Source organism: Pseudomonas sp. FSO-7 (assembly GCF_059579345.1).
Genome location: NZ_CM184193.1, coordinates 4,023,082 through 4,040,635, shown reverse-complemented (window position 1 = coordinate 4,040,635; position 17,554 = coordinate 4,023,082). Strand labels below are relative to the sequence as shown.

The 17,554-nt window shown below is 59.8% G+C and carries 14 protein-coding genes; 2 read left to right on the top strand and 12 right to left on the bottom strand.

What is annotated here, in order from left to right:
- Positions 1-12 precede the first annotated feature (12 nt).
- From AC515T_RS17400 to AC515T_RS17375, 6 genes are all read right to left on the bottom strand, one after another.
- Positions 13-3,423, bottom strand: a complete 3,411-nt coding sequence (locus AC515T_RS17400; protein WP_496529351.1) for a beta-ketoacyl synthase N-terminal-like domain-containing protein — start codon at positions 3,421-3,423, stop codon at positions 13-15.
- A 74-nt stretch (positions 3,424-3,497) separates the two neighbouring features.
- Complete coding sequence (locus AC515T_RS17395; protein ID WP_496529350.1) at positions 3,498-4,589, bottom strand: acyl carrier protein; 1,092 nt, start codon at positions 4,587-4,589, stop codon at positions 3,498-3,500.
- A gap of 118 nt (positions 4,590-4,707) precedes the next feature.
- Complete coding sequence (locus AC515T_RS17390; protein ID WP_496529349.1) at positions 4,708-6,471, bottom strand: FAD-dependent monooxygenase; 1,764 nt, start codon at positions 6,469-6,471, stop codon at positions 4,708-4,710.
- A 3-nt stretch (positions 6,472-6,474) separates the two neighbouring features.
- On the bottom strand, positions 6,475-7,086 hold the full coding sequence (locus AC515T_RS17385; RefSeq protein ID WP_496529348.1) for an HAD-IB family hydrolase: 612 nt from the start codon (positions 7,084-7,086) through the stop codon (positions 6,475-6,477).
- Positions 7,076-8,596 (bottom strand): class I adenylate-forming enzyme family protein, encoded by a 1,521-nt coding sequence (locus AC515T_RS17380; protein ID WP_496529347.1) that lies wholly within the window; start codon positions 8,594-8,596, stop codon positions 7,076-7,078. Before AC515T_RS17380 ends, AC515T_RS17385 begins: the two co-directional genes overlap by 11 nt.
- An 81-nt stretch (positions 8,597-8,677) precedes the next feature.
- The gene (locus tag AC515T_RS17375) at positions 8,678-9,691 is read right to left on the bottom strand and encodes an SDR family oxidoreductase (protein ID WP_496529346.1); all 1,014 of its coding nucleotides are present in this window, start codon (positions 9,689-9,691) and stop codon (positions 8,678-8,680) included.
- Positions 9,692-10,204: 513 nt separating this feature from the next.
- On the opposite strand from AC515T_RS17375, the gene AC515T_RS17370 reads away from it, so the two are divergent.
- Positions 10,205-10,801, top strand: coding sequence for a TetR/AcrR family transcriptional regulator (locus AC515T_RS17370; RefSeq protein ID WP_496529345.1), 597 nt, complete (start codon positions 10,205-10,207; stop codon positions 10,799-10,801).
- Between the two features lie 10 nt (positions 10,802-10,811).
- Here AC515T_RS17370 and hisM read toward each other — a convergent pair whose 3' ends face one another.
- The 5 genes from hisM to AC515T_RS17345 form a co-directional block, all read right to left on the bottom strand.
- Positions 10,812-11,513 (bottom strand): histidine ABC transporter permease HisM, encoded by a 702-nt coding sequence (hisM, locus tag AC515T_RS17365; protein WP_496529344.1) that lies wholly within the window; start codon positions 11,511-11,513, stop codon positions 10,812-10,814.
- Positions 11,510-12,199 (bottom strand): ABC transporter permease, encoded by a 690-nt coding sequence (locus AC515T_RS17360; protein WP_496529343.1) that lies wholly within the window; start codon positions 12,197-12,199, stop codon positions 11,510-11,512. Before AC515T_RS17360 ends, hisM begins: the two co-directional genes overlap by 4 nt.
- 24 nt (positions 12,200-12,223) lie before the next feature.
- Positions 12,224-12,994, bottom strand: coding sequence for an ABC transporter substrate-binding protein (locus AC515T_RS17355; RefSeq protein ID WP_496529342.1), 771 nt, complete (start codon positions 12,992-12,994; stop codon positions 12,224-12,226).
- Positions 12,995-13,055: 61 nt separating this feature from the next.
- Complete coding sequence (locus AC515T_RS17350) at positions 13,056-13,910, bottom strand: PfkB family carbohydrate kinase (protein ID WP_496529341.1); 855 nt, start codon at positions 13,908-13,910, stop codon at positions 13,056-13,058.
- Between the two features lie 2 nt (positions 13,911-13,912).
- Entirely contained in the window at positions 13,913-14,926 is a 1,014-nt protein-coding gene (locus tag AC515T_RS17345; RefSeq protein WP_496529340.1) for an SIS domain-containing protein, read from the bottom strand.
- A 250-nt stretch (positions 14,927-15,176) separates the two neighbouring features.
- Here AC515T_RS17345 and AC515T_RS17340 point away from each other — a divergent pair, with 250 nt between their 5' ends.
- Complete coding sequence (locus AC515T_RS17340) at positions 15,177-15,968, top strand: GntR family transcriptional regulator (protein WP_496529339.1); 792 nt, start codon at positions 15,177-15,179, stop codon at positions 15,966-15,968.
- Positions 15,969-16,692: 724 nt separating this feature from the next.
- Here the strand turns inward: AC515T_RS17340 and AC515T_RS17335 are convergent.
- Complete coding sequence (locus AC515T_RS17335; RefSeq protein WP_496529338.1) at positions 16,693-17,436, bottom strand: GntR family transcriptional regulator; 744 nt, start codon at positions 17,434-17,436, stop codon at positions 16,693-16,695.
- Positions 17,437-17,554: the final 118 nt, after the last annotated feature.

Genomic DNA, 17,554 nt, shown 5'->3' with positions numbered 1-17,554 from the left:
TCCATTCAATGCTCAGGCTGCTGGCGCCGATTGACTCAGCACCTGGGCGGTAATGCTGGCTTGACCGAATTTTTCGCCCCGGTTGAACAGGTCGATATAGATGCGGTTGGTCTTGAAGGCTTGGAGCGACGCCTCGAAACCGGCTTGCGGCGCCAATGACAGTGGGCTGTTCCTGGGGATGGGCCGATCCAGGGTGAAACTCAAGGCCAGCAGGTTCATCGGGGTATTGAGCGGGATCCGCAGGTGGCTGTGGGCGATCTGCATGTAGCACTGGCGAGCCACTTCGAGGAAATACACCATCGAATAGTGCTGGGGATCGCCTGCCTGGAAGAAGTGCTCCGGCGGCAATTTCACGGTGTCCACGCTCAGGCCCTGGGCGACGCCGCTCATGTCACTGACGATGACGTTTTCCGCCCTGGCCTTGTGCAGCAAGGCCTTGTCGCGGCAGGGCGTGGCGCTGAACTCGCCGGCTGGCGAGGTCTCGAACGCCGAGCTGTAGGCCATGGCGAGGACGCAGGTGCACATCACTTTTCCGGCCTGCATGACCTTGGCATTGAACACCTGGGGATCTTCGCCTTGCTCGACGTGCAGATCGACCGTGCCCTGCTTCTGTACGTAGTGCTGGAACTTGATCGTCAGGGTCTTGATGTAGGCGACCCGTCCGCTCAGAGGCGGCATGGCCAGTTCGAGCAGTTGCAGCACGCCCTCCAGCAGCAGGATGCCCGGGATGTGATCCAGGGGATGATCGAAAAAGTACGGGTGCGCTTCATTCACCACGAGTTGGGCGTGCAGCGACTGAGGGGTGCGCTGGGCGTGGGTGATCACACGATGTTCCGCGCTGCGCTGCCAGTGCGCCGGGCGCTGGGCGGTATCGCCACGGTGCAGGGCGAACAGGCTTTCCATGGCGCGCACCCGTACCCGCAGCCCGGAGAGCAGGGTGCTGGTGAGCATGTCGCTGAGCTGCTGCACGTCGACGCCATCGTTCTGCGGCTCGCGGACCCGGCTGACAGGCGTGATGACCTGTTGCAGTTCGTGGGATGACGAATGGGCAAAGCGCAACATGAAAGGATGCTTGATGGGCGAGCTGGCCTCGGTCGTGATCGGGCTCCACTGGCGAAGCTGCTCGGTAAACAGCCACATCACCGCCTTGCCGGCTTCGCGCACTTCGATCACGGTATGGGTCGTGCTCTTTAGCAGCACTGCCAGCAGGGTTTCGATGCCACTGGCTTCGGCCAGAAAACCGGTGATCTCCTGCAGCGAGCCGCTGGCGGGCGTCGCCACCGGCTGCAACTCGCAGACCTCAACGTTCGAATAGTCGCTTGGCGCTTTGCCCAGCAACTGGCAGGCTGCTTCCAGCGAGTCGGCCGCATGGGCGAGGACAGCGGCGCGGATCACCAGCAAAGGTTTGTCAGTGGCCTGTGGCTGATAGCGACGCAGCGCAAGCAACCCCAGCCCTTCACCCTGCAGCGTCGTGCTGCGCCGGGCGCGCTCGACCTCGATTTCACCGCTGACAAAACGCCCGGCGCCGAGCAGGAGCGTGGTGATGCCGTTGTCGAACCATTGCGACGAGGCCAGCAAGGTCTGCCAGAACAGGCCCGCCGTGCCGACCAGGGTCTGATGGAAACCCTTGAAGTCAAAAATCTGCGCCGGGTAGCCGGACAGCATGTTTGGCAACATGGTTGCCACGTCAGTCACTTCGACGCCCGGCGCCGCACCTTGCGCCCGGGAATAGAAGGTGTGGGCGCTGCTATAGGCGTTGCTGAAGCGCTCACCGCCCATGTTGCAGCACATCACCATTGCGGTGCCGGGCGAACCGGCCACGCCCGGCAAGCGTCGCAGCAAGTGATTGACGCGGTCGGTGATCAACAGCTTGAACGGATCGACATGGGCCAGCGGCTTGGGGCCCATGCCGAAGCCGTCGATATCGATGACGTGGTCCTGGGCGAGAAATTTGCCCAGCAAAGGTTGACCGGGTGCCGGGGTGTAATCAACGAAGCGCCCATAAGGAAACATGACCGAGGGGGCGGCGGGTTGCTCGAGCTGCTGCTGGAATGCTTGCAACGAGCGGTGGCTGCCCAGCGCTGCTTCAGCCTCGACAATGGCAAGGTCCAGCATCAGCACGCCGGAAGTGGTTGCGGGGGCTGCGGCGGGATGGTCGTCGGGCCGGTATTCGTCCACCACCAGGTGCGCGTTGGCGCCGCCAAAACCAAAGCTGGAGATGCCAATCCGGATCGCCGACTGACGCGCCTCCAGAGGCTGTACCTGCTGGGTGGCGAGTCGCAGGCAGGTGTCGTCGACCTTTGTGCTGGGACGGTAGCCAGGCTGCGGTGGAATGCCTTTGTGGCGCAGTATCATCAAGGCCTTGGCGAGCGACGCGCCGCCGGCAGCGGCCAGAGGATGGCCGATGACCGACTTGATCGAACCGATGGTGATTTTCTCGCCGTCCGGGCGATGGGGGGCGAAGAAGCTGTTCAGGGAGGCCAGCTCCGTCGCATCCCCCAGCGGTGTACCGGTGCCGTGGGTCTCGATGTAGTCCACGTCCCTTGGGTCAAGGCCGCGATAAGCACGTTGGTAGGCCGAGTACTGGGCCTGCTTGCCGGGGGCGAACACCGAGCCCTCGGCGCCATCGGCGGACATGCCCAAGGCGCGCAAGACGCCCAGGGGGCGGCGCTGGGCCGTCAGGGCCTGGGCGACCGGTTCGACCAGAAACGCGACCGCACATTCGCCCGGCACGATGCCGTCGGCGTCCTGGCCGAAGGCTTCCATCCGCGCCCGGGCGGAAAATGCCGTCAATTGTGAGAACCCCAGGAACAGCGCCGGTGGCAGCACGGTATTGAGGGCCATGACAATCGCGTTGTCCGCCTGGCCACTGTTGACCAGCGCCTGGGCCATGTCCAGGGCATAGGGGAACGAACTGCAGGCCGTGTCCACCGATAACGCCGGCCCACCCAAGGCAAACGCCGCGGCCAGTGCCGCCACTTGTTCACCCGGTGTAAAGCCCGGCGATGCAGCGGTTTTTCCGGACAGGCCGGTGACGAAATAGCTCTCGTCACTCCAGGATGTCGCGACCACCAGCGCCGTGCGTTCGCCGTTCAGTGGCGAGCCTTGCCCGGCCAGTTGGGCGAACAGCGTCTGGAGCACCTTCTGGCCGATGGCGACCTGTCGTCCTTCGTGGCGGGACGGGATCGAGGCGTCATCGGTCAGGCAAAACGCGCTGTCCAGGTAGGTGCGATCCTTCTCGCCGGCCTTGGCTGAATAGATCGACGCCTTGTCCACTTCCCAGCGCGTCGGCATCGATTCCATCGGTGCGACCTGCCCTTGGGCGAGCAACTGCCAGAGCGCCTCCGTTGACGGCGCCCCCGGAAACTCGCCCGCCATCGCGCTGAAGCAAAAACCGCCCGTTGTTGTGACTGCGCCACTCATACCCTGTCTCCTGATCACCAAAATGCTGGGTGACCTGTTCGGTCACCCGGATTCCATTCCTGTTGCCGCTGGGCTCAGCTCAGCCTGGCCAGCAGCGACAAGGCATCCTGGGGCGTGCGGCGGGACATCAGCGCTTCACCGGCAAACTCGCTGGCCGGGCACTGCTGCGCCATGGATTGGCAGAGCGCTTCCCGGGCGAAGCCGTTGAGGCCCAGTTGGGCGAAAGGTGTCTGGATATCGATCGCCTGCGCGGCGTCCGGGATCAACGGCGACAGGGCACTGAGCAACAAGTTTTCTTCCTGCCCTTGAGTGTCCGTCGTGGCCGGCGAAGGCGCCTCGCAAGGCGCCCTTTGCGACTGGGGACCGGCCAGGGCGGCTTGAATCAGGGCGATGGTTGCCTGGGGGAACTTGGCATTGGCCAGCTCGGAACTGTGAGCCTTGAGCTGCGGCCACCGGGCGACGACCGACTCGAGGAAATCCAGCTGCACCAGCGAATCCAGGCCCAGGCTCTCATAGCTGTGTGTCGGGTCGATCTGTTCGACCGTAAAGCCGGTGATCGCCGCCAGTTGGTCGAGTACCCACCCGTGGACGTCCACCGCCGGTGCCTGCGGATCGGCTTCGAGCCGTGCCAGCAAGGCGGTCGGGGTCGGGGCATCGAAAAGCTGCGAGGTCAGTGCTTTCTTTTCCGGGAAGTGCTGGGCCAGGGATTCGAAAATATCCACCAGCCCCAGCGAGTCGATCCCCAGGCTTTCGAAACTTTGATCGAAGTCGATCTGTTGCGCCTGGAACCCGGTGACTGTGCTGATTTCGGCGCGCAACCATTGCCCGTAGCTGAGTGCGGCGGCCGGTTCGATGGTTTCGGTGGCAGGCATCGGGGCCACGATTGTCGGGCTCGAGTGAACAGGCTCCAGCACCGCGACATTCTGGCTGACCGAAGTTTCGATCCCGTGGGCATAAACACCCTCGAGAACTTGTTGATGAGCATTGAAATAGTGGGCAGTGACGGATTCGGCCTGTTCCAATACGCGCAGCAATATCGCTTCCTTGGCGATATTGGATTCGCACAATGATTCAATGATCTTTTCGGACAGAGAGAAATAGCTATGGGCTATTCTTCCGTTGGACACGATGAATTCCTGCACCACATCGTTAAGTTGCATGCGCATAAGGTTCTCCTAACCAAGTCGGTCGATATTTCTATGCAGAAGAAAGATCAAAAATCATGGCCCAGGACTGGGCCTTGTTTATATCAATGAAGCAAATTGGCAGTAGCCATGGGGCGACTTAAAGTTGGAGTTCCACTGCGTCGATCTCGCAAGATATTGTTCTTTTGGCGCCCTTGAGCAACCCGGACCTTACGTTCAGATACGTCACCAGGGTCATTGCATCGGCGCCCTGGAAAGCGATGTAGCCGTCAGGACGAATCAGCATCAACGTGCCTTCCTTGGCGTGGTAACGCTTGTGCAGCCGCCAATCGGGGTCCAGCAGTGTCGAGTGCCAGGCCGGCAGCCCGGCGCTGCTCAGGGCGTCGATCACGCAATAGGCCTTGATGCCTGGGTAGTCCTTTTCCACCGACTCGGCCAACGCGTAATAGCCTGGCAATAAAGGCGAAAACTGATCGGCCGCGCTGAAGATCAACAGCGTGAACGTCCCATGAAACAGGTCGATCAAGCGTTTTGTGGGCATCCCTTGCAGTTGCCACAGCTCGACATCCGGCGCCAGTTGCCCGGCGCGGGGCGCTGCGCTCTGGAACTCGGGTTTTTTGCCTTTTTTGTTCCAGTTTGTGCGCTGTTTCTTCGTCAGCGATTCTTGGATGTAGTCACTCTTGCCATAGTGATATTGATGACCGGAAATCATCGACGGCAACGTGCGCTGGGCTTTTTTCCGGTTGCTCAACAGGGGCAGGACGTGGTCGCGCAGCCAGACCAGGGCGCGACGCCGGACCGTAATCAGCCCCGTCAGGCGGTGTGCGGTGTTCTCCACTTCCAAGGCCACCGGATAACGCTCTTCGTTGTAGCTGTCGAGCAAGGATGGATCCGCCAAATCTTGATCGACATAAGCGATTTTCCAGGCCAGGTTATAGGCCTCGGAAACCCCCAGGTTCATCCACTGGCCACCGATGGGACTGCCGATATGCGCCGAGTCCCCCAGTAGGAACACCGAGCCTTGTTGCATCGTTTGCACGCGGCGATGCTGGAAGGAAGCGATGGTGGTCGATGAGATGTTGGACAGCGTCATCTTTTGCCCGCGTCCTTCGCACAGGCGCTGGAAGTTCTCCAGGCTCAAGGACGGGCGCTCGCCTTCGGGGGGCAGGTTGTAGGGCATTTCGATGAACAGCCGATAACGGGACTGGGCGCTGATCGGTGCGACGGCCACGTAACCGTCCTGCGCACCCAGGAAGAATGCGCCTTCGTCCTTGCTGCCGGACCACTCGATATCGGCGTCGGCGAGCATGAAGAAGCGGTCGTAGGACGAACCTTCGAAGGTCATGTCCAGGCGTTTTCGGATATTGCTGCGAGCTCCGTCACAGGCGGCCACCCAGCGACTGGTGAAGGTTTCGTCAGTGCCGTCGGCATGCTTGAGCGTCATGCGCACCGAACCCGGCAGGTTTTCGATGTCCACCAGTTCGGTGTTCCACTCCACCTCTGCGCCCAGTTCCTTCAGCCGCTCCAGGAGAATCTTCTCGGTTTGCGGCTGTGGCAGGCTCAAGAGCAGGGGATAGGTCGCGTCCAGGTAGGAGAAGTTGTAGTTCAGCACCCGCTTGGCGTTCGACTGCACGGAGAATTGGTTGATCGTGAAGCCATCGTTGATGGCTTGCTCGGCAACGCCCAGGTCGCGAAAGATTTCCAGGGTCCGGGAGTGGATCGCCATCGCCTTGGTCGCCGTCGAGGGGCCGGCGTTCTTTTCAATGATGCGAAACGCCACGCCCCATTTTTTCAGCATGATTGCCAGGGACAGGCCAACGGGGCCGGCGCCGACGATCATGATGGTCGGGGCACTGCCTGGGCGCTTGAAATGCTTGGGGGCCAACGTGCTCAGCGTGTTCATCGATCAGTACCAGTTTCTGTAGAAGGGAGAGTGGGCAATGCCGAGCAGGTCAGCGTCGCCTGATGAATCGCCGTAGGCATAAATGTAAAAATCATCGAGGTTGCTCAGGCAGCCTTTGAGCCGCGTGACTTTCTCTCGCTCTACACAGTTGGTACCGGATATCCCGCCCGTCAGTTTGTTTTTTGCCGTCGCCAGGCGTGTGCCGCACACATAGTCGAAACCCGCGGCCTGGCCCCAGGGGATCAGGTAGTTTTCCGGCGAGTTGCTGACCAGGGCGGTGACGTGCCCCATGGATTGATGCCATTGCAGCCGCCGCAACGCCTCGGGCCTGAGCCAGCGCGGGAGCTGTTCGCTGATGAAGTATTTGGCGTGTTCGCGTTCTTGCTCCACCGACAGCCCGCCCAGGTAACAGGCAATGAAGGCCAGGCGCGCCTGCATCAGCGGCGTGATGCCCACGATTACGCTGAGCATCTTGGGCAGCAGCGGAATGATCCTGAGCCAGAACGAACGGGTGCCCACGATAAAACGCATGTAGCGCCAGAACGTGTGCCGGTCGGTCAATGTGCCGTCGAAGTCGAAAACGGCCAGTACCGGTTGGGTGCTGTTAGCGTGCATGGGCCTCTTCCTTGAGCGAGATGATCTCGATGGTCTTGGGCAGCTTGAAGCCCGACAGGTAGTGCGAAAGCAGGGTGGAAAGCGCGTTCTGGGTCAGCTCGCCGGTCCCTTCGACACACAGGTGCAGCACGTTGACTTCCTTGTGGTCCGGGACGATATAGGCCCTGGCCCGCACCACGTCGGGGTGCTTGAGGGCGATGGATTCGATTTCCACCAGGTCGACCATCTGCGCCTTGATCTTCGAGATGCGCAGGCGTTGGCAAAAGAAAAACACATGCCCACCGTCGTCGCGCCAGACCAGGTCACCGCTGTGGAACCAACCATCGCGGAAGAACCGGGCGTTGATGTCTTCGGCATCGTTGTAGCCGTCGATCACCATCGCGCCGCGGATCAGCAATTCGCCAATGCGCCCGGGTGCCACGTCCTGGCCCTCGGCATCGACGATGCGCAGTTCCACGCCGCTGATCGGCTGGCCCATGGCACCGCGGTGGACCGTGCCAATCGAACTCTGGACGATCACGGGCATGCTCTCGGTCAAGCCATAGCCCTGCAGCACCGGATTGCACCCCAGCAGCGTGCCCAGTTTCTCGGCTTCAGCGGCCGGCAAGTGGCTGCCGCCCGAGTAGATCATCAGTTGCGGGTGCAACGGCAACCGCGCGCCTTTGCGTTTGGCCAGCCGCGTATTGAAGTAGCGAATGACGTCGGGCACCAGGCAGGCGAAGGTGACCTGATGCTCGGACAGGACTTCTGCCAGGTCCCGGTTGAGCAGGGTGTTGGTCATGAGCAGGGTGGCGCCCACGCTCAAGGGGAACACCATCATCACCGACAGGCCGAAGATGGCATACAGCGGCAGCGTCACCAGGTGCACAGAGCCGACGCCTTGCAGGTGAAAGTGCTCGTGCAGCCCATCGCTCGATTGCGTCAGGTCGAGGTAGCGGTGAGAGACAGCCAGGGGCCTGCCGATGCCACGATAGGTGAACTGCACCGAGACGATCGGATTGCCGTCGGGCAACAACAAGGGTTCGAGCTGTTGAGGGAGTTGAGAGGAGGCTGTTGCATTGGCGGGCAGGGGCGATGACGGTTCGTTCCCACCGTCCAGCACCAGGGAGTGCCTGACGCCGTTATCCGGCTGGAATACCTCGCGGTGTTGTCCCCATAGCGTTTCGGTCGTGACCACCAGCGTCGGCCTGGCGAGGCTGACGACACTGTTCATTTCGAAGGGGGTCAACTTGCAGTTGAGGATGACCGGAATGGCACCCCGCCCGATAATCGCCAGGTAGTAAGCGATGAACGCCACTCCGTTGGGCAGCACCAGCGCTACTTTATCGCCTGGCAATACACCGAGGGCCGTCAGGGTGCCGTTGCAGGCTTCGGCCTTGATGCGCAGCTCGCGGTAAGTGACGGTATCTTCTTCCGTGTCCAGGTGCCGGATAGCAACTTGCTCGGGGAACGATTCCGAAAAACCGACAAAGCGATGCAGAAAACCTTCTTTACATGAAAGGCTTTTCATTTACCAACCTCTTTCAATCCTTGGATATAGGGCGCGTCAAAAAAAGTACTGCAGAGGCAGGCTTTATATGAAGTGTCTCAATTAAGCATCTGTGTAGTTGTTATTCCGATACCAGTCCAAGGTATCGGTCAGGGTTTCAGCGACAGGGCGGAACTGGCATTCCAACTCCCTTGAACTTTTGTTGTGGCTGAAATGAGTACGGCCTTGTTCCTGCGCCATGAGCTTGACTGTGGAAGTACTGATGAGTACCGGTTTCTTGGTGATCCGGTAATAACCTTCATAGATAAGCGCGATGATTCGCAGCATGAACAACGGCACTTTTCGTTCCGGGGCTTTTACGCCACTGACGCTGGACAGCGCCTGGAAAATGCTTTTCATGTCCATGTGATTGCCGGCGGCGAGGTAACGCTCTCCGGACCTGCCGCGGGTGATGGCTGCGATTTGATGTTCGGCCACATCCCGGGCATCGACGACGGAAAAGCTTCCGGGAAGTACGCCGGGCAATTTTTGTCCGACAAAGTCGAGCAGGAACTGTCCTGAGGACGTCGGGCCGATATCCCCCGGGCCGAACATCCACCCTGGCAAGACCATGGCAATGAACATGTCCGGGTGCTGCGCCAGGAATTGCTGGACCTTTTGTTCGGACAATATTTTGCTCAAGTAGTAATCGTCAGCCTCCTGTTCACTGCGAGACATGGTTTCATCGATCACTTGATCTTTATTGCCTTTCAACACGGCAATGGAAGAGGTGTGGACGGCACGACGGATACCGGCGGCATAGGCGGCTTGCAACAAGCGTTCGGTGCCGGTCACATTCGTGTCATAGAGTTTTTGCCAGTGTTTTCCGCCTTTGTAACTGTCGCGGAAATAGGCCGCCGTATGAAACAGGGCATCGCACCCTTGCAGTGCGTGGCTGAAGGCATCGACATTGAGCATGTCGCCTTCGACCCATTCCACGGGCAGACCGCCGAACTGTTTCTTGGCTTTTTCTGCGGAACGGACCAGTGCTTTTACTTTGATGTTTCGTTTCAACAGCGCACGAACGACATTATTCCCGAGCAGGCCAGTAGCGCCTGTAACGAAGGCATATTCCATTAAAATACCGCTCCTGTGAGATGACCTGCCATTGCATCGAGAATCGTGTCACGGACGCGATGCCTGGGTCAGGCGTTGGGCTCCACCAACGGCGCAATTAAAAACCATTCGGTATCTGAGAATCAAGCGGTATTTCATGGCGGTGTCAAATCGATGGCTCTGAACCGGGCCTTACGCGGTTTTTTTCACGCTGGAGGGGTGGTGTGGAGAACCGGGAAATGCTGCTTCGAGGAAGGTAGGAGGGCCCCCATCTGACTCCCCAGGCAATGACCACCAAGGTTTGGATGGGCCTGTACCCAAGTAAAAAAAGGTGACTGCATAGTCATCTTGCATTCGCCCCGGGTTGTCCCGGTTACATGGCACATACATGGCACTGGATGAAAGTTAAAATGTAAATGATTGAGCGAGGTGCTTATAAGATATGATGGCGAAAATGGATTCCATACAGTGAGTAGCCGCTTCGTCGCATTCAGTTACAGGTGCATATTTTGACTGGCCAAAGGAGCCGAGGGCGTGATTAAAAAGAGACTAGGTCGAGAAGAGAGCCAGCAAGTAACAAGAGATAAATTATTCGACACCGCCACTGAGCTGATGATCAGCAAAGGCTTCCACGCCGCCAGTGTCAACGTTATTGCCGAGGAGGCCGGCTTTTCCAAAGGGGCCTTCTTTTCCAATTTCGCCAGTAAATCGGACTTGCTCCTGCAACTGACTCAACGCTTCAAGCGAGTTGAAATAGATCGATTGAGCACGACCCTGGCGTCGGGCTATTCGGCGGAGCAGTTGAGTCATGGCTTGAATGCCTATATCGACACCCTGAAGAACAATACCCGCTGTGCGATCCTCGATGCCGAGTTGCAACTGATCGCCCTGCGTGATGAAGAGTTCTCACAGCATTACTACGACTTGCATGAGGAAAACAGCGAAGCCCTGGGCAAGTTGATTACCATCATATTCAACCATGCTGGCAAGAAGCCGCCGCTGGACGATGCCGCGCTTGCGAAGACCTTCACGGCCTTGGCTGAAGGCTTGATATTGCAAGGGCATAAAGACCCGGCGATTGAAATAAAGCTGGTGCTCAATTCGCTCATCCAGACCGCGGAGCCTCTATAGGTCTTCATCGTTATCGCTGAAAGGCCAGCCATCGGCGTTCAGCCAATCGGAATACACCCACCAGCGCGCACGCCAGCAACATGTAAAGCAGCGCGGCAATGCCATAGGCCTGGAACGTCTTGAAGGTGGCAGCGTTGACATCTGCCGCGACTTTAAGGATGTCAGGAACGGTCGCGGTAAAGGCGATGGCCGTGGCGTGCAGGACAAAGATCACTTCGTTGCTGTAGGCCGGGAGTGCCCGGCGCAGCATGCTCGGTATCAGCACCAGAATGAACAATTGACGTCGGGTCATACCCAAGGCCAGCGCCGCCTCGATCTCACCGCGTGGGGTGGTGCGCAGTACGCCGGCGAGAATCTCGACGGTGTAGGCGCAGGTGTTCAAGGCCAGCGCCAGGATCACGCAATGCATGCCGTCACGAAAGAACCACCACAGGCTCGGCGACTCCCTGATCAGGCTCAGGCTTGCCAGGCCGCTGTAGATGATCAGCAGTTGCACGAACAGCGGCGTGCCGCGAAACACCAGGGTGTAAAACTGTACAGGCAGTGCCAGCCAACGATTGCCATAGGTGCGAACCAGCGCCAGGGGGATCGCCGCGGCCAGACCGATAAGGGCGGAGGTCACTAACAGCCATAAGGTGACGGACAAACCACTCCAGCGGTAACCGTCGGACCAGAGGAAGTTCGGCCCGAACTCTTTCAATATCTCGATCATGACACGCTCCGCTGCGGTTCGATGCTGTAGCGTCGTTCAAGGTGTTTGAGGGCCAGGCTGGAGAGGATCGCAAAGGCCAGGAAGATCGCCGCAATCACCAGGTAGAAGAACATCTGCCTTGAGGTCGCGTTGCCTGCTTGTTTGGCGACCTGGACCATGTCATTGAGGCCCAGCAGCGAGATCAGGCCGGCACTTTTCAACAGCACTTGCCAGATGTTGCCGATGCCGGGCAATGCGAACCGCAGCATTTGCGGCAGGCGGATACGTCGCAGAACTTGCCAATGGCTCATGCCATAGGCCCGGGCCGCTTCCAATTGGCCAAACGGGATGGCCCGCAAGGCCCCGCGAAAGGTTTCGGCGCAGTACGCGCCGTAGATGAATCCCAGCGTACCAATGGCGGTGCCGTAGGGATTCAACTGCAACGATTCCCGGCCGAACGCCTGTGCTATCTGGTTGATTCCGATTTGCGCGCTGTAATAGATCAACAGCATCAGGACCAGGTCCGGCACGCTGCGCACCAGCGTGGTGTAGGCCGTCGCGAGCAGCCGTAGCGGCGCCACTGGCGAGAGTTTCGCCAAGGCCCCGAGCAGGCCAAGCACGAGGGCGACGCAGGCGGCCCACGTGGCTACCTGAACGGTCAGCCACGCACCCTGGAAAATGAGATAGCCGTACCCTTCGAGAAACATGCTGTCAGGCTCCGCGCGGGTGGTTTATTTCGGTGCGATGTCGAAGTCGAAGTACTTCCTGGCGATGCGCTCGTAGGTGCCATTGCGATGGAGTCGTTCGAGCGCCTGATTGATTTCCCCGGCCAGGGCGGTATCGCTTTTACGCAAGCCGATGCCGGTGCCCGGGCCGAAGATTTCCGGTGACTTGACCACCTCGCCGGCATAGCCGAAACCCTTGCCCATTGGCTTTTTCAGCAGGCCTTCGGAGACGGCAATGGCATCGTCGAACGCCGCATCCAGCCGACCGTTGATCAAGTCCGAATAGGTCAAGTCACTGCTTTGATAGGGCACCACTTCCACGCCCTTCAGGCCCCACATCCGCTTGGCGTAGACTTCGAACACGCTGCCTTGCTGCACGCCGATGCGCTTGCCGCGCAAGGATTCTGCCGTCGGTTGCAACGGGCTGCCTTGGGGGGCCACCAGGCGTGCCGGGGTGTCGTAGAGGGTGTTGGAGAAGGCAATTTCGGCTTTGCGTGCTTCAGTGATCGAGAGGGCAGAGAGTATCCCGTCGAACTTCCTGCCTTTGAGGGCCGAGACCATGCCGTCGAAGGCGTTTTCGACCCAGACGCAACGGCGTTGCAATTCGCTGCACAAGCTTTCGCCCAGCTCGATATCGAAACCTGTCAGGGTGCCGTCCGGTCGTTTGGACTCAAAGGGTGGGTAGGTGGGATCGACCCCGAAACGCAGTTCTTCGTTGGCGCCCCAGGTTATCAGCGGGCTGGCCACGAGCATCAAACCGATCAGATATTTTTTCATCGACAGGGTATCCACGACAGGTTGGTAGAGCCGTCCCGGGAGGGGCCCGGGGCAGCACGCATCAGCCTTGAATATTCAAGGCTTGTTTCAGTTGTTGAACGCGTTGGCTGTCCACGGTCTGCCCATGGCCAAAGCCACCAGCCCAACCGCACACCTGGCCGGCATGATCGACGCCTCGTGCCAGGCACTCGGCAAGGGTTAGCCGGGCTTGCCATGCCAGCAGGAACGCGGCGATAAAACCGTCGCCGGCGCCCATGCTGTCGACGAACGCGCAGGGCCGCGCCGCCTGCTCATGCACGCCCTGTGCGTCGACTGCGAGGGCGCCCTGGGCGCCACGGGTGATGACCACCGTCGCCGGGCCCATCGCCCGCATCGAGTCCGCCAGGTCATGGGCGTCACGGAATGACAGGTCGGCCGCTGAGAAGAAGGCAATGTCCACCTGCTGGATCAGTGCCTGCCAATCGAACTCGACCCAGTTGTCCGAGAAGTCGAATGACAGGCAGCCACTGGCCTGGCGAATTTGCCCCAGTTGGCCCTCAAGACCGCTGTAGAGGCTGCTGTGGGCCAGCGGGAATGTCGCGAGATAGGCCAGGTCGTCGGCATCAAGTCGCAGTTGGCGACAGACGCCCGGATCGCTGCCGAGAAACACTCGCTCGCCATCGATGCTGTCGACACACGCCCAGCCGTTGGCCCCCGTCAGCGTCCGGCAGCGGGACGCATCGACGGCTTCCTGTTGCAGGCAATCGAGCAGGTACTGGCCTTGCCGGTCATCGCCAACGCAGCCCAGGTAGGCACTGCGAGCACCTAGCCGGGCGGCAAGCACCGACACATTGAGTGCGTTGCCACCGGGGTATTCGATGTTCCGGTCCAGGTACACATCCAGGGTGTTGTCGCCGACCGCGATCAGACTGCCCATGTTCAGTACTCCGTTTTCCACATGTAGCGGCGCGTCGTCAGTGGCTGCTGGTGCCAGACCGCGAGATGCGCGGCGATGCGTTCCACGGCGATGCCGACGATGTAGGGCGCGACAATGGCGCGGATCTCGGGGTCGATGCCCTCCATCGGGAAGTCCTTGGCGTCATAGACCATGACCCGTTCGGTGTATCGCTGGCAGAAGCGCACGACCCGTTCCATCTGTGCCCGGCTGGGGTCTTCGCCCACCAGCAGGAGCAGGGGGGTGGTTGCGTCGATGGCTTCGAACGGGCCATGGAAAAATTCGGCTGCCTCCACCGGCAGGCAATGCAGCCACTGGCTTTCCATCACCACACAGACGCCAAACACATAGGCGGTGGTGAACATCGGACCCGAGGCGAGGAAGTACATCACGCGATCATCTTTATACAGGCGTGCCTCTTCGACGGCGCGCCGGTCGTTATTGATCGCTGCATCGGCCAGGGCTTGTGGCAGTGCCTTGAGCGAGCGAGTGAGCTTGTCCAGCAGTGGCCAGCCTTCGCGCTTGGCCAGGATCCCGCCGACCAATGCCTGAAGGATCATGAAGCAACCGAAGTACGCCTCATCGGTACGTCCCAGCAGAAAGCAATGTTGAACAGCCTGGGCCAGCGGTAATTCGGCGGTTTGCGTCACGCCGACGGTGAGGCAAGGCTTGTCTTGCAAAAAGTGCGCGGCGGCGATGGTTTCCTGGGTCGTCCCGGACTTGGAGGCGAGGACCACCAGGGTGCGTTCGTCCAGGCGCGGTGGATCGATGTCCATGAAATCGGCCGGGAAATAACGACGCACTTCCAGGGTTTGGCTGTAGCGCTCAAGCCAATACTGCAAACCGAGCATGATCCGGTTGGGCGCGCCGCAACTGACGAAGTAGATGCGGTCGATCCGCGTGGCCAGCTCTTGGCCAAACTGCTGGGCGTCCTCGACGATTTGCACGGATTGCTGCAGGGAAGTGATGAATGTTTCCCGGTTGAACTGGATCGTCATGTGAGCTCCTGGAGGCTTTGTTGTGGTGGTCGTGTTGCGGTTCATGATCACCATTTAGACCAAAAGCTATACCATGAAAAATACCATTACAAGGCTTTTCCTCCATGGTCTAATGCGCTGCCGGCGCGGTTTTCAAGGTAGGCACTGGGCCGATTTTTTGTTCTCATGATCAAGCTGGCGGGTTTGCAATGGTTTCCAGTGGGTAATGTTGCAACGCCTTGGCAAAAAAAATAAATCCAGGATGTAGACCATGAAAGTGCTTCCTTCCAAGTCATCCGATGTGGCGCTCCTGGCGCCCGAACGCAAGCAGGTGGCCTGGCAGGCCGTCCAGGTGCTGCTGGAAATGCTGGAGCGTCCGGAGTTCGGGCCAACCGAGCGGATTCCGGCGGAACGGGACCTGGCCGAGCACTTGGGCATCAGCCGGATGACGCTACGAAAGGCCCTGCAAACGCTGATCGACCGTGGGGTCCTGGAGCGCCGGGGCAACCGCGGCACCTTCGTGACCGCGCCAGGTGTCGAGCGGCCACTCAATACCGTGGCCCGTAAAGGCATTGCCGAAGTGGTCGAGCAAGCGGGGGCCAGGCCGGGCAGTAAATTGCTCTACTTCGAACAAACCCAGGCCAGTGCCCGTGTGGCGAAACTGCTGAAGATCCAGGAAGGCGACACCTTGCTGACCATCAGGCGCCTGCGTACCGTGGATCAAAAACCATTCTGCATCGAGACCAGCTACATCCCGGCCGCTCGCGCACCGGAGCTGGTGGCGGGAGACCTGATCGAGGGGGCCTCGTTGTATGCATTGTTGTTATCGCGCTACCAGATCGAAATAGAAAGCGACGAGGGGACGTTGAGCATCGCCACGATGAACGACCAGGAGGCCCGCTTGCTGGACGTCGAGCCCGGGACGGCCGCGCTGGTCTACCGGGGCGTGATCTTCGACCGCCAAGGGCAGCCCGTGGAATACCTGGTCTCGATCAACCACCCCCAGCGCGTGGTGTTCAAACTGGCGGACAGTCGGGTCAATAGCGTTCATAACGATCATTGAGGCGGTGGTTTCAGGTCACTGGTTCGCGAAATCGAGGTTGGATGTGCCGCCGTCTTCGCGAGCAGGCTCGCTCCCACACTTTTTCGAGGTGGCTGCAAGATTTTCATCCGCCGCCAGTCCCCTGTGGGAGCGAGCTTGCTCGCGATGGCGGTGGTTCAGCTTGCATCAATATTGACTGTGCCGCCGTCTTCGCGAGCAAGCTCGCTCCCACACTTTTTCGAGGTGGCTGCAAGATTTTCATCCGCCGCCAATCCCCTGTGGGAGCGAGCTTGCTCGCGATGGCGGTGGTTCAGCTTGCATCAATATTGACTGTGCCGCCGTCTTCGCGAGCAAGCTCGCTCCCACACTTTTTCGAGGTGGCTGCAAGATTTTCATCCGCCGCCAATCCCCTGTGGGAGCGAGCTTGCTCGCGATGGCGGTGGTTCAGCTTGCATCAATATTGACTGTGCCGCCGTCTTCGCGAGCAGGCTCGCTCCCACACTTTTTCGAGGTAGCTGCAAGATTTTCATCCGCCGCCAGTCCCCTGTGGGAGCGAGCTTGCTCGCGATGGCGGTGGTTCAGCTTGCATCAATATTGACTGTGCCGCCGTCTTCGCGAGCAAGCTCGCTCCCACACTTTTTCGAGGTGGCTGCAAGATTTTCATCCGCCGCCAATCCCCTGTGGGAGCGAGCTTGCTCGCGATGGCGTTGGTTCAGTTGGCGGCGATGCTGGGTAGCCTGATCGCTCAACTGCTCGAATTGGATTTGAACACCCCACTGAGCACGAAGGCGTAGCGTTCCGGGCGGATGAAAAATGTCGTGCGGTCGCAACAGCGGCCGTCGGCGAAATAGGACGTGCGCTCCATGACCAGCAGCGCGGCACCGCGTTTGACGTGCAGCGCGCTGGCCAGGCTTTTGTCGGCTTCCTGCGCGCGGATGGCCAGATCGGCGCGGCTGACCGCCAAGCCGGTGATCGATTCGAGAATGGAATAGATCGGCTGATGTTCGACCTCAGCCCAGGCCACGCTGGCCAACGCTGCCGGCAGGTGGCTGCGTCCCAACGCGATGGGTTCGTCATCGACGAAGTGCAGTCGCTCCAGAAGCAGGCAGTCGTCTGCTGCCTCAAACAAACCCCGCAGGGCTTCCGGAACGGGCTGCAGGGCATGGCTGAGCACCTGCATGCTCGGTTGCAGCCCTTGCAACAACAACGCCTCATGAAAGCTGCGCAACGCATCCAGGCCATGGCGTACCTGTTTGGCCGCCACAAAGGTGCCTTTGCCTTGCTTGCGTTCCACCACGCCATCGTCGCTGAGCTTGCCCACGGCCAGGCGAACCGTGACGCGGCTCACCCCGAAGCGTTCGCCCAACTGCGCCTCGGACGGTAGCTTGCCGCTGGGTTCGTAGTCGCCGCGCTGGATTTCCTCCAGCAGTTGATGGGCGATCTGTTCGTAGAGCGAGGTGGTGCTGTCGCGAAGAATGGAGGTGGACACTGTCAGCTTCCATGGCCTTGAGTGGGGCAGGGTGCCTTCACTTCTAAGGTTATAAAAATAGGTTATTGGGACTACTTGTATTAATACGTATTATGTCAGGCATTCCCATTGTAAACGA

Bases quoted from the DNA above. Each gene is read 5' to 3' on its own strand.
- AC515T_RS17390 (WP_496529349.1), bottom strand. From the start codon at position 6,471: ATGAACACGCTGAGCACGTTGGCCCCCAAGCATTTCAAGCGCCCAGGC.
- AC515T_RS17350 (WP_496529341.1), bottom strand. From the start codon at position 13,910: ATGGGCAGTCTGATCGCGGTCGGCGACAACACCCTGGATGTGTACCTG.
- AC515T_RS17385 (WP_496529348.1), bottom strand. From the start codon at position 7,086: ATGCACGCTAACAGCACCCAACCGGTACTGGCCGTTTTCGACTTCGAC.
- AC515T_RS17345 (WP_496529340.1), bottom strand. From the start codon at position 14,926: ATGACGATCCAGTTCAACCGGGAAACATTCATCACTTCCCTGCAGCAA.
- AC515T_RS17360 (WP_496529343.1), bottom strand. From the start codon at position 12,199: ATGTTTCTCGAAGGGTACGGCTATCTCATTTTCCAGGGTGCGTGGCTG.
- AC515T_RS17395 (WP_496529350.1), bottom strand. From the start codon at position 4,589: ATGCGCATGCAACTTAACGATGTGGTGCAGGAATTCATCGTGTCCAAC.
- AC515T_RS17400 (WP_496529351.1), bottom strand. From the start codon at position 3,423: ATGAGTGGCGCAGTCACAACAACGGGCGGTTTTTGCTTCAGCGCGATG.
- AC515T_RS17380 (WP_496529347.1), bottom strand. From the start codon at position 8,596: ATGAAAAGCCTTTCATGTAAAGAAGGTTTTCTGCATCGCTTTGTCGGT.
- AC515T_RS17355 (WP_496529342.1), bottom strand. From the start codon at position 12,994: ATGAAAAAATATCTGATCGGTTTGATGCTCGTGGCCAGCCCGCTGATA.
- AC515T_RS17340 (WP_496529339.1), top strand. From the start codon at position 15,177: ATGAAAGTGCTTCCTTCCAAGTCATCCGATGTGGCGCTCCTGGCGCCC.
- hisM (WP_496529344.1), bottom strand. From the start codon at position 11,513: ATGATCGAGATATTGAAAGAGTTCGGGCCGAACTTCCTCTGGTCCGAC.
- AC515T_RS17375 (WP_496529346.1), bottom strand. From the start codon at position 9,691: ATGGAATATGCCTTCGTTACAGGCGCTACTGGCCTGCTCGGGAATAAT.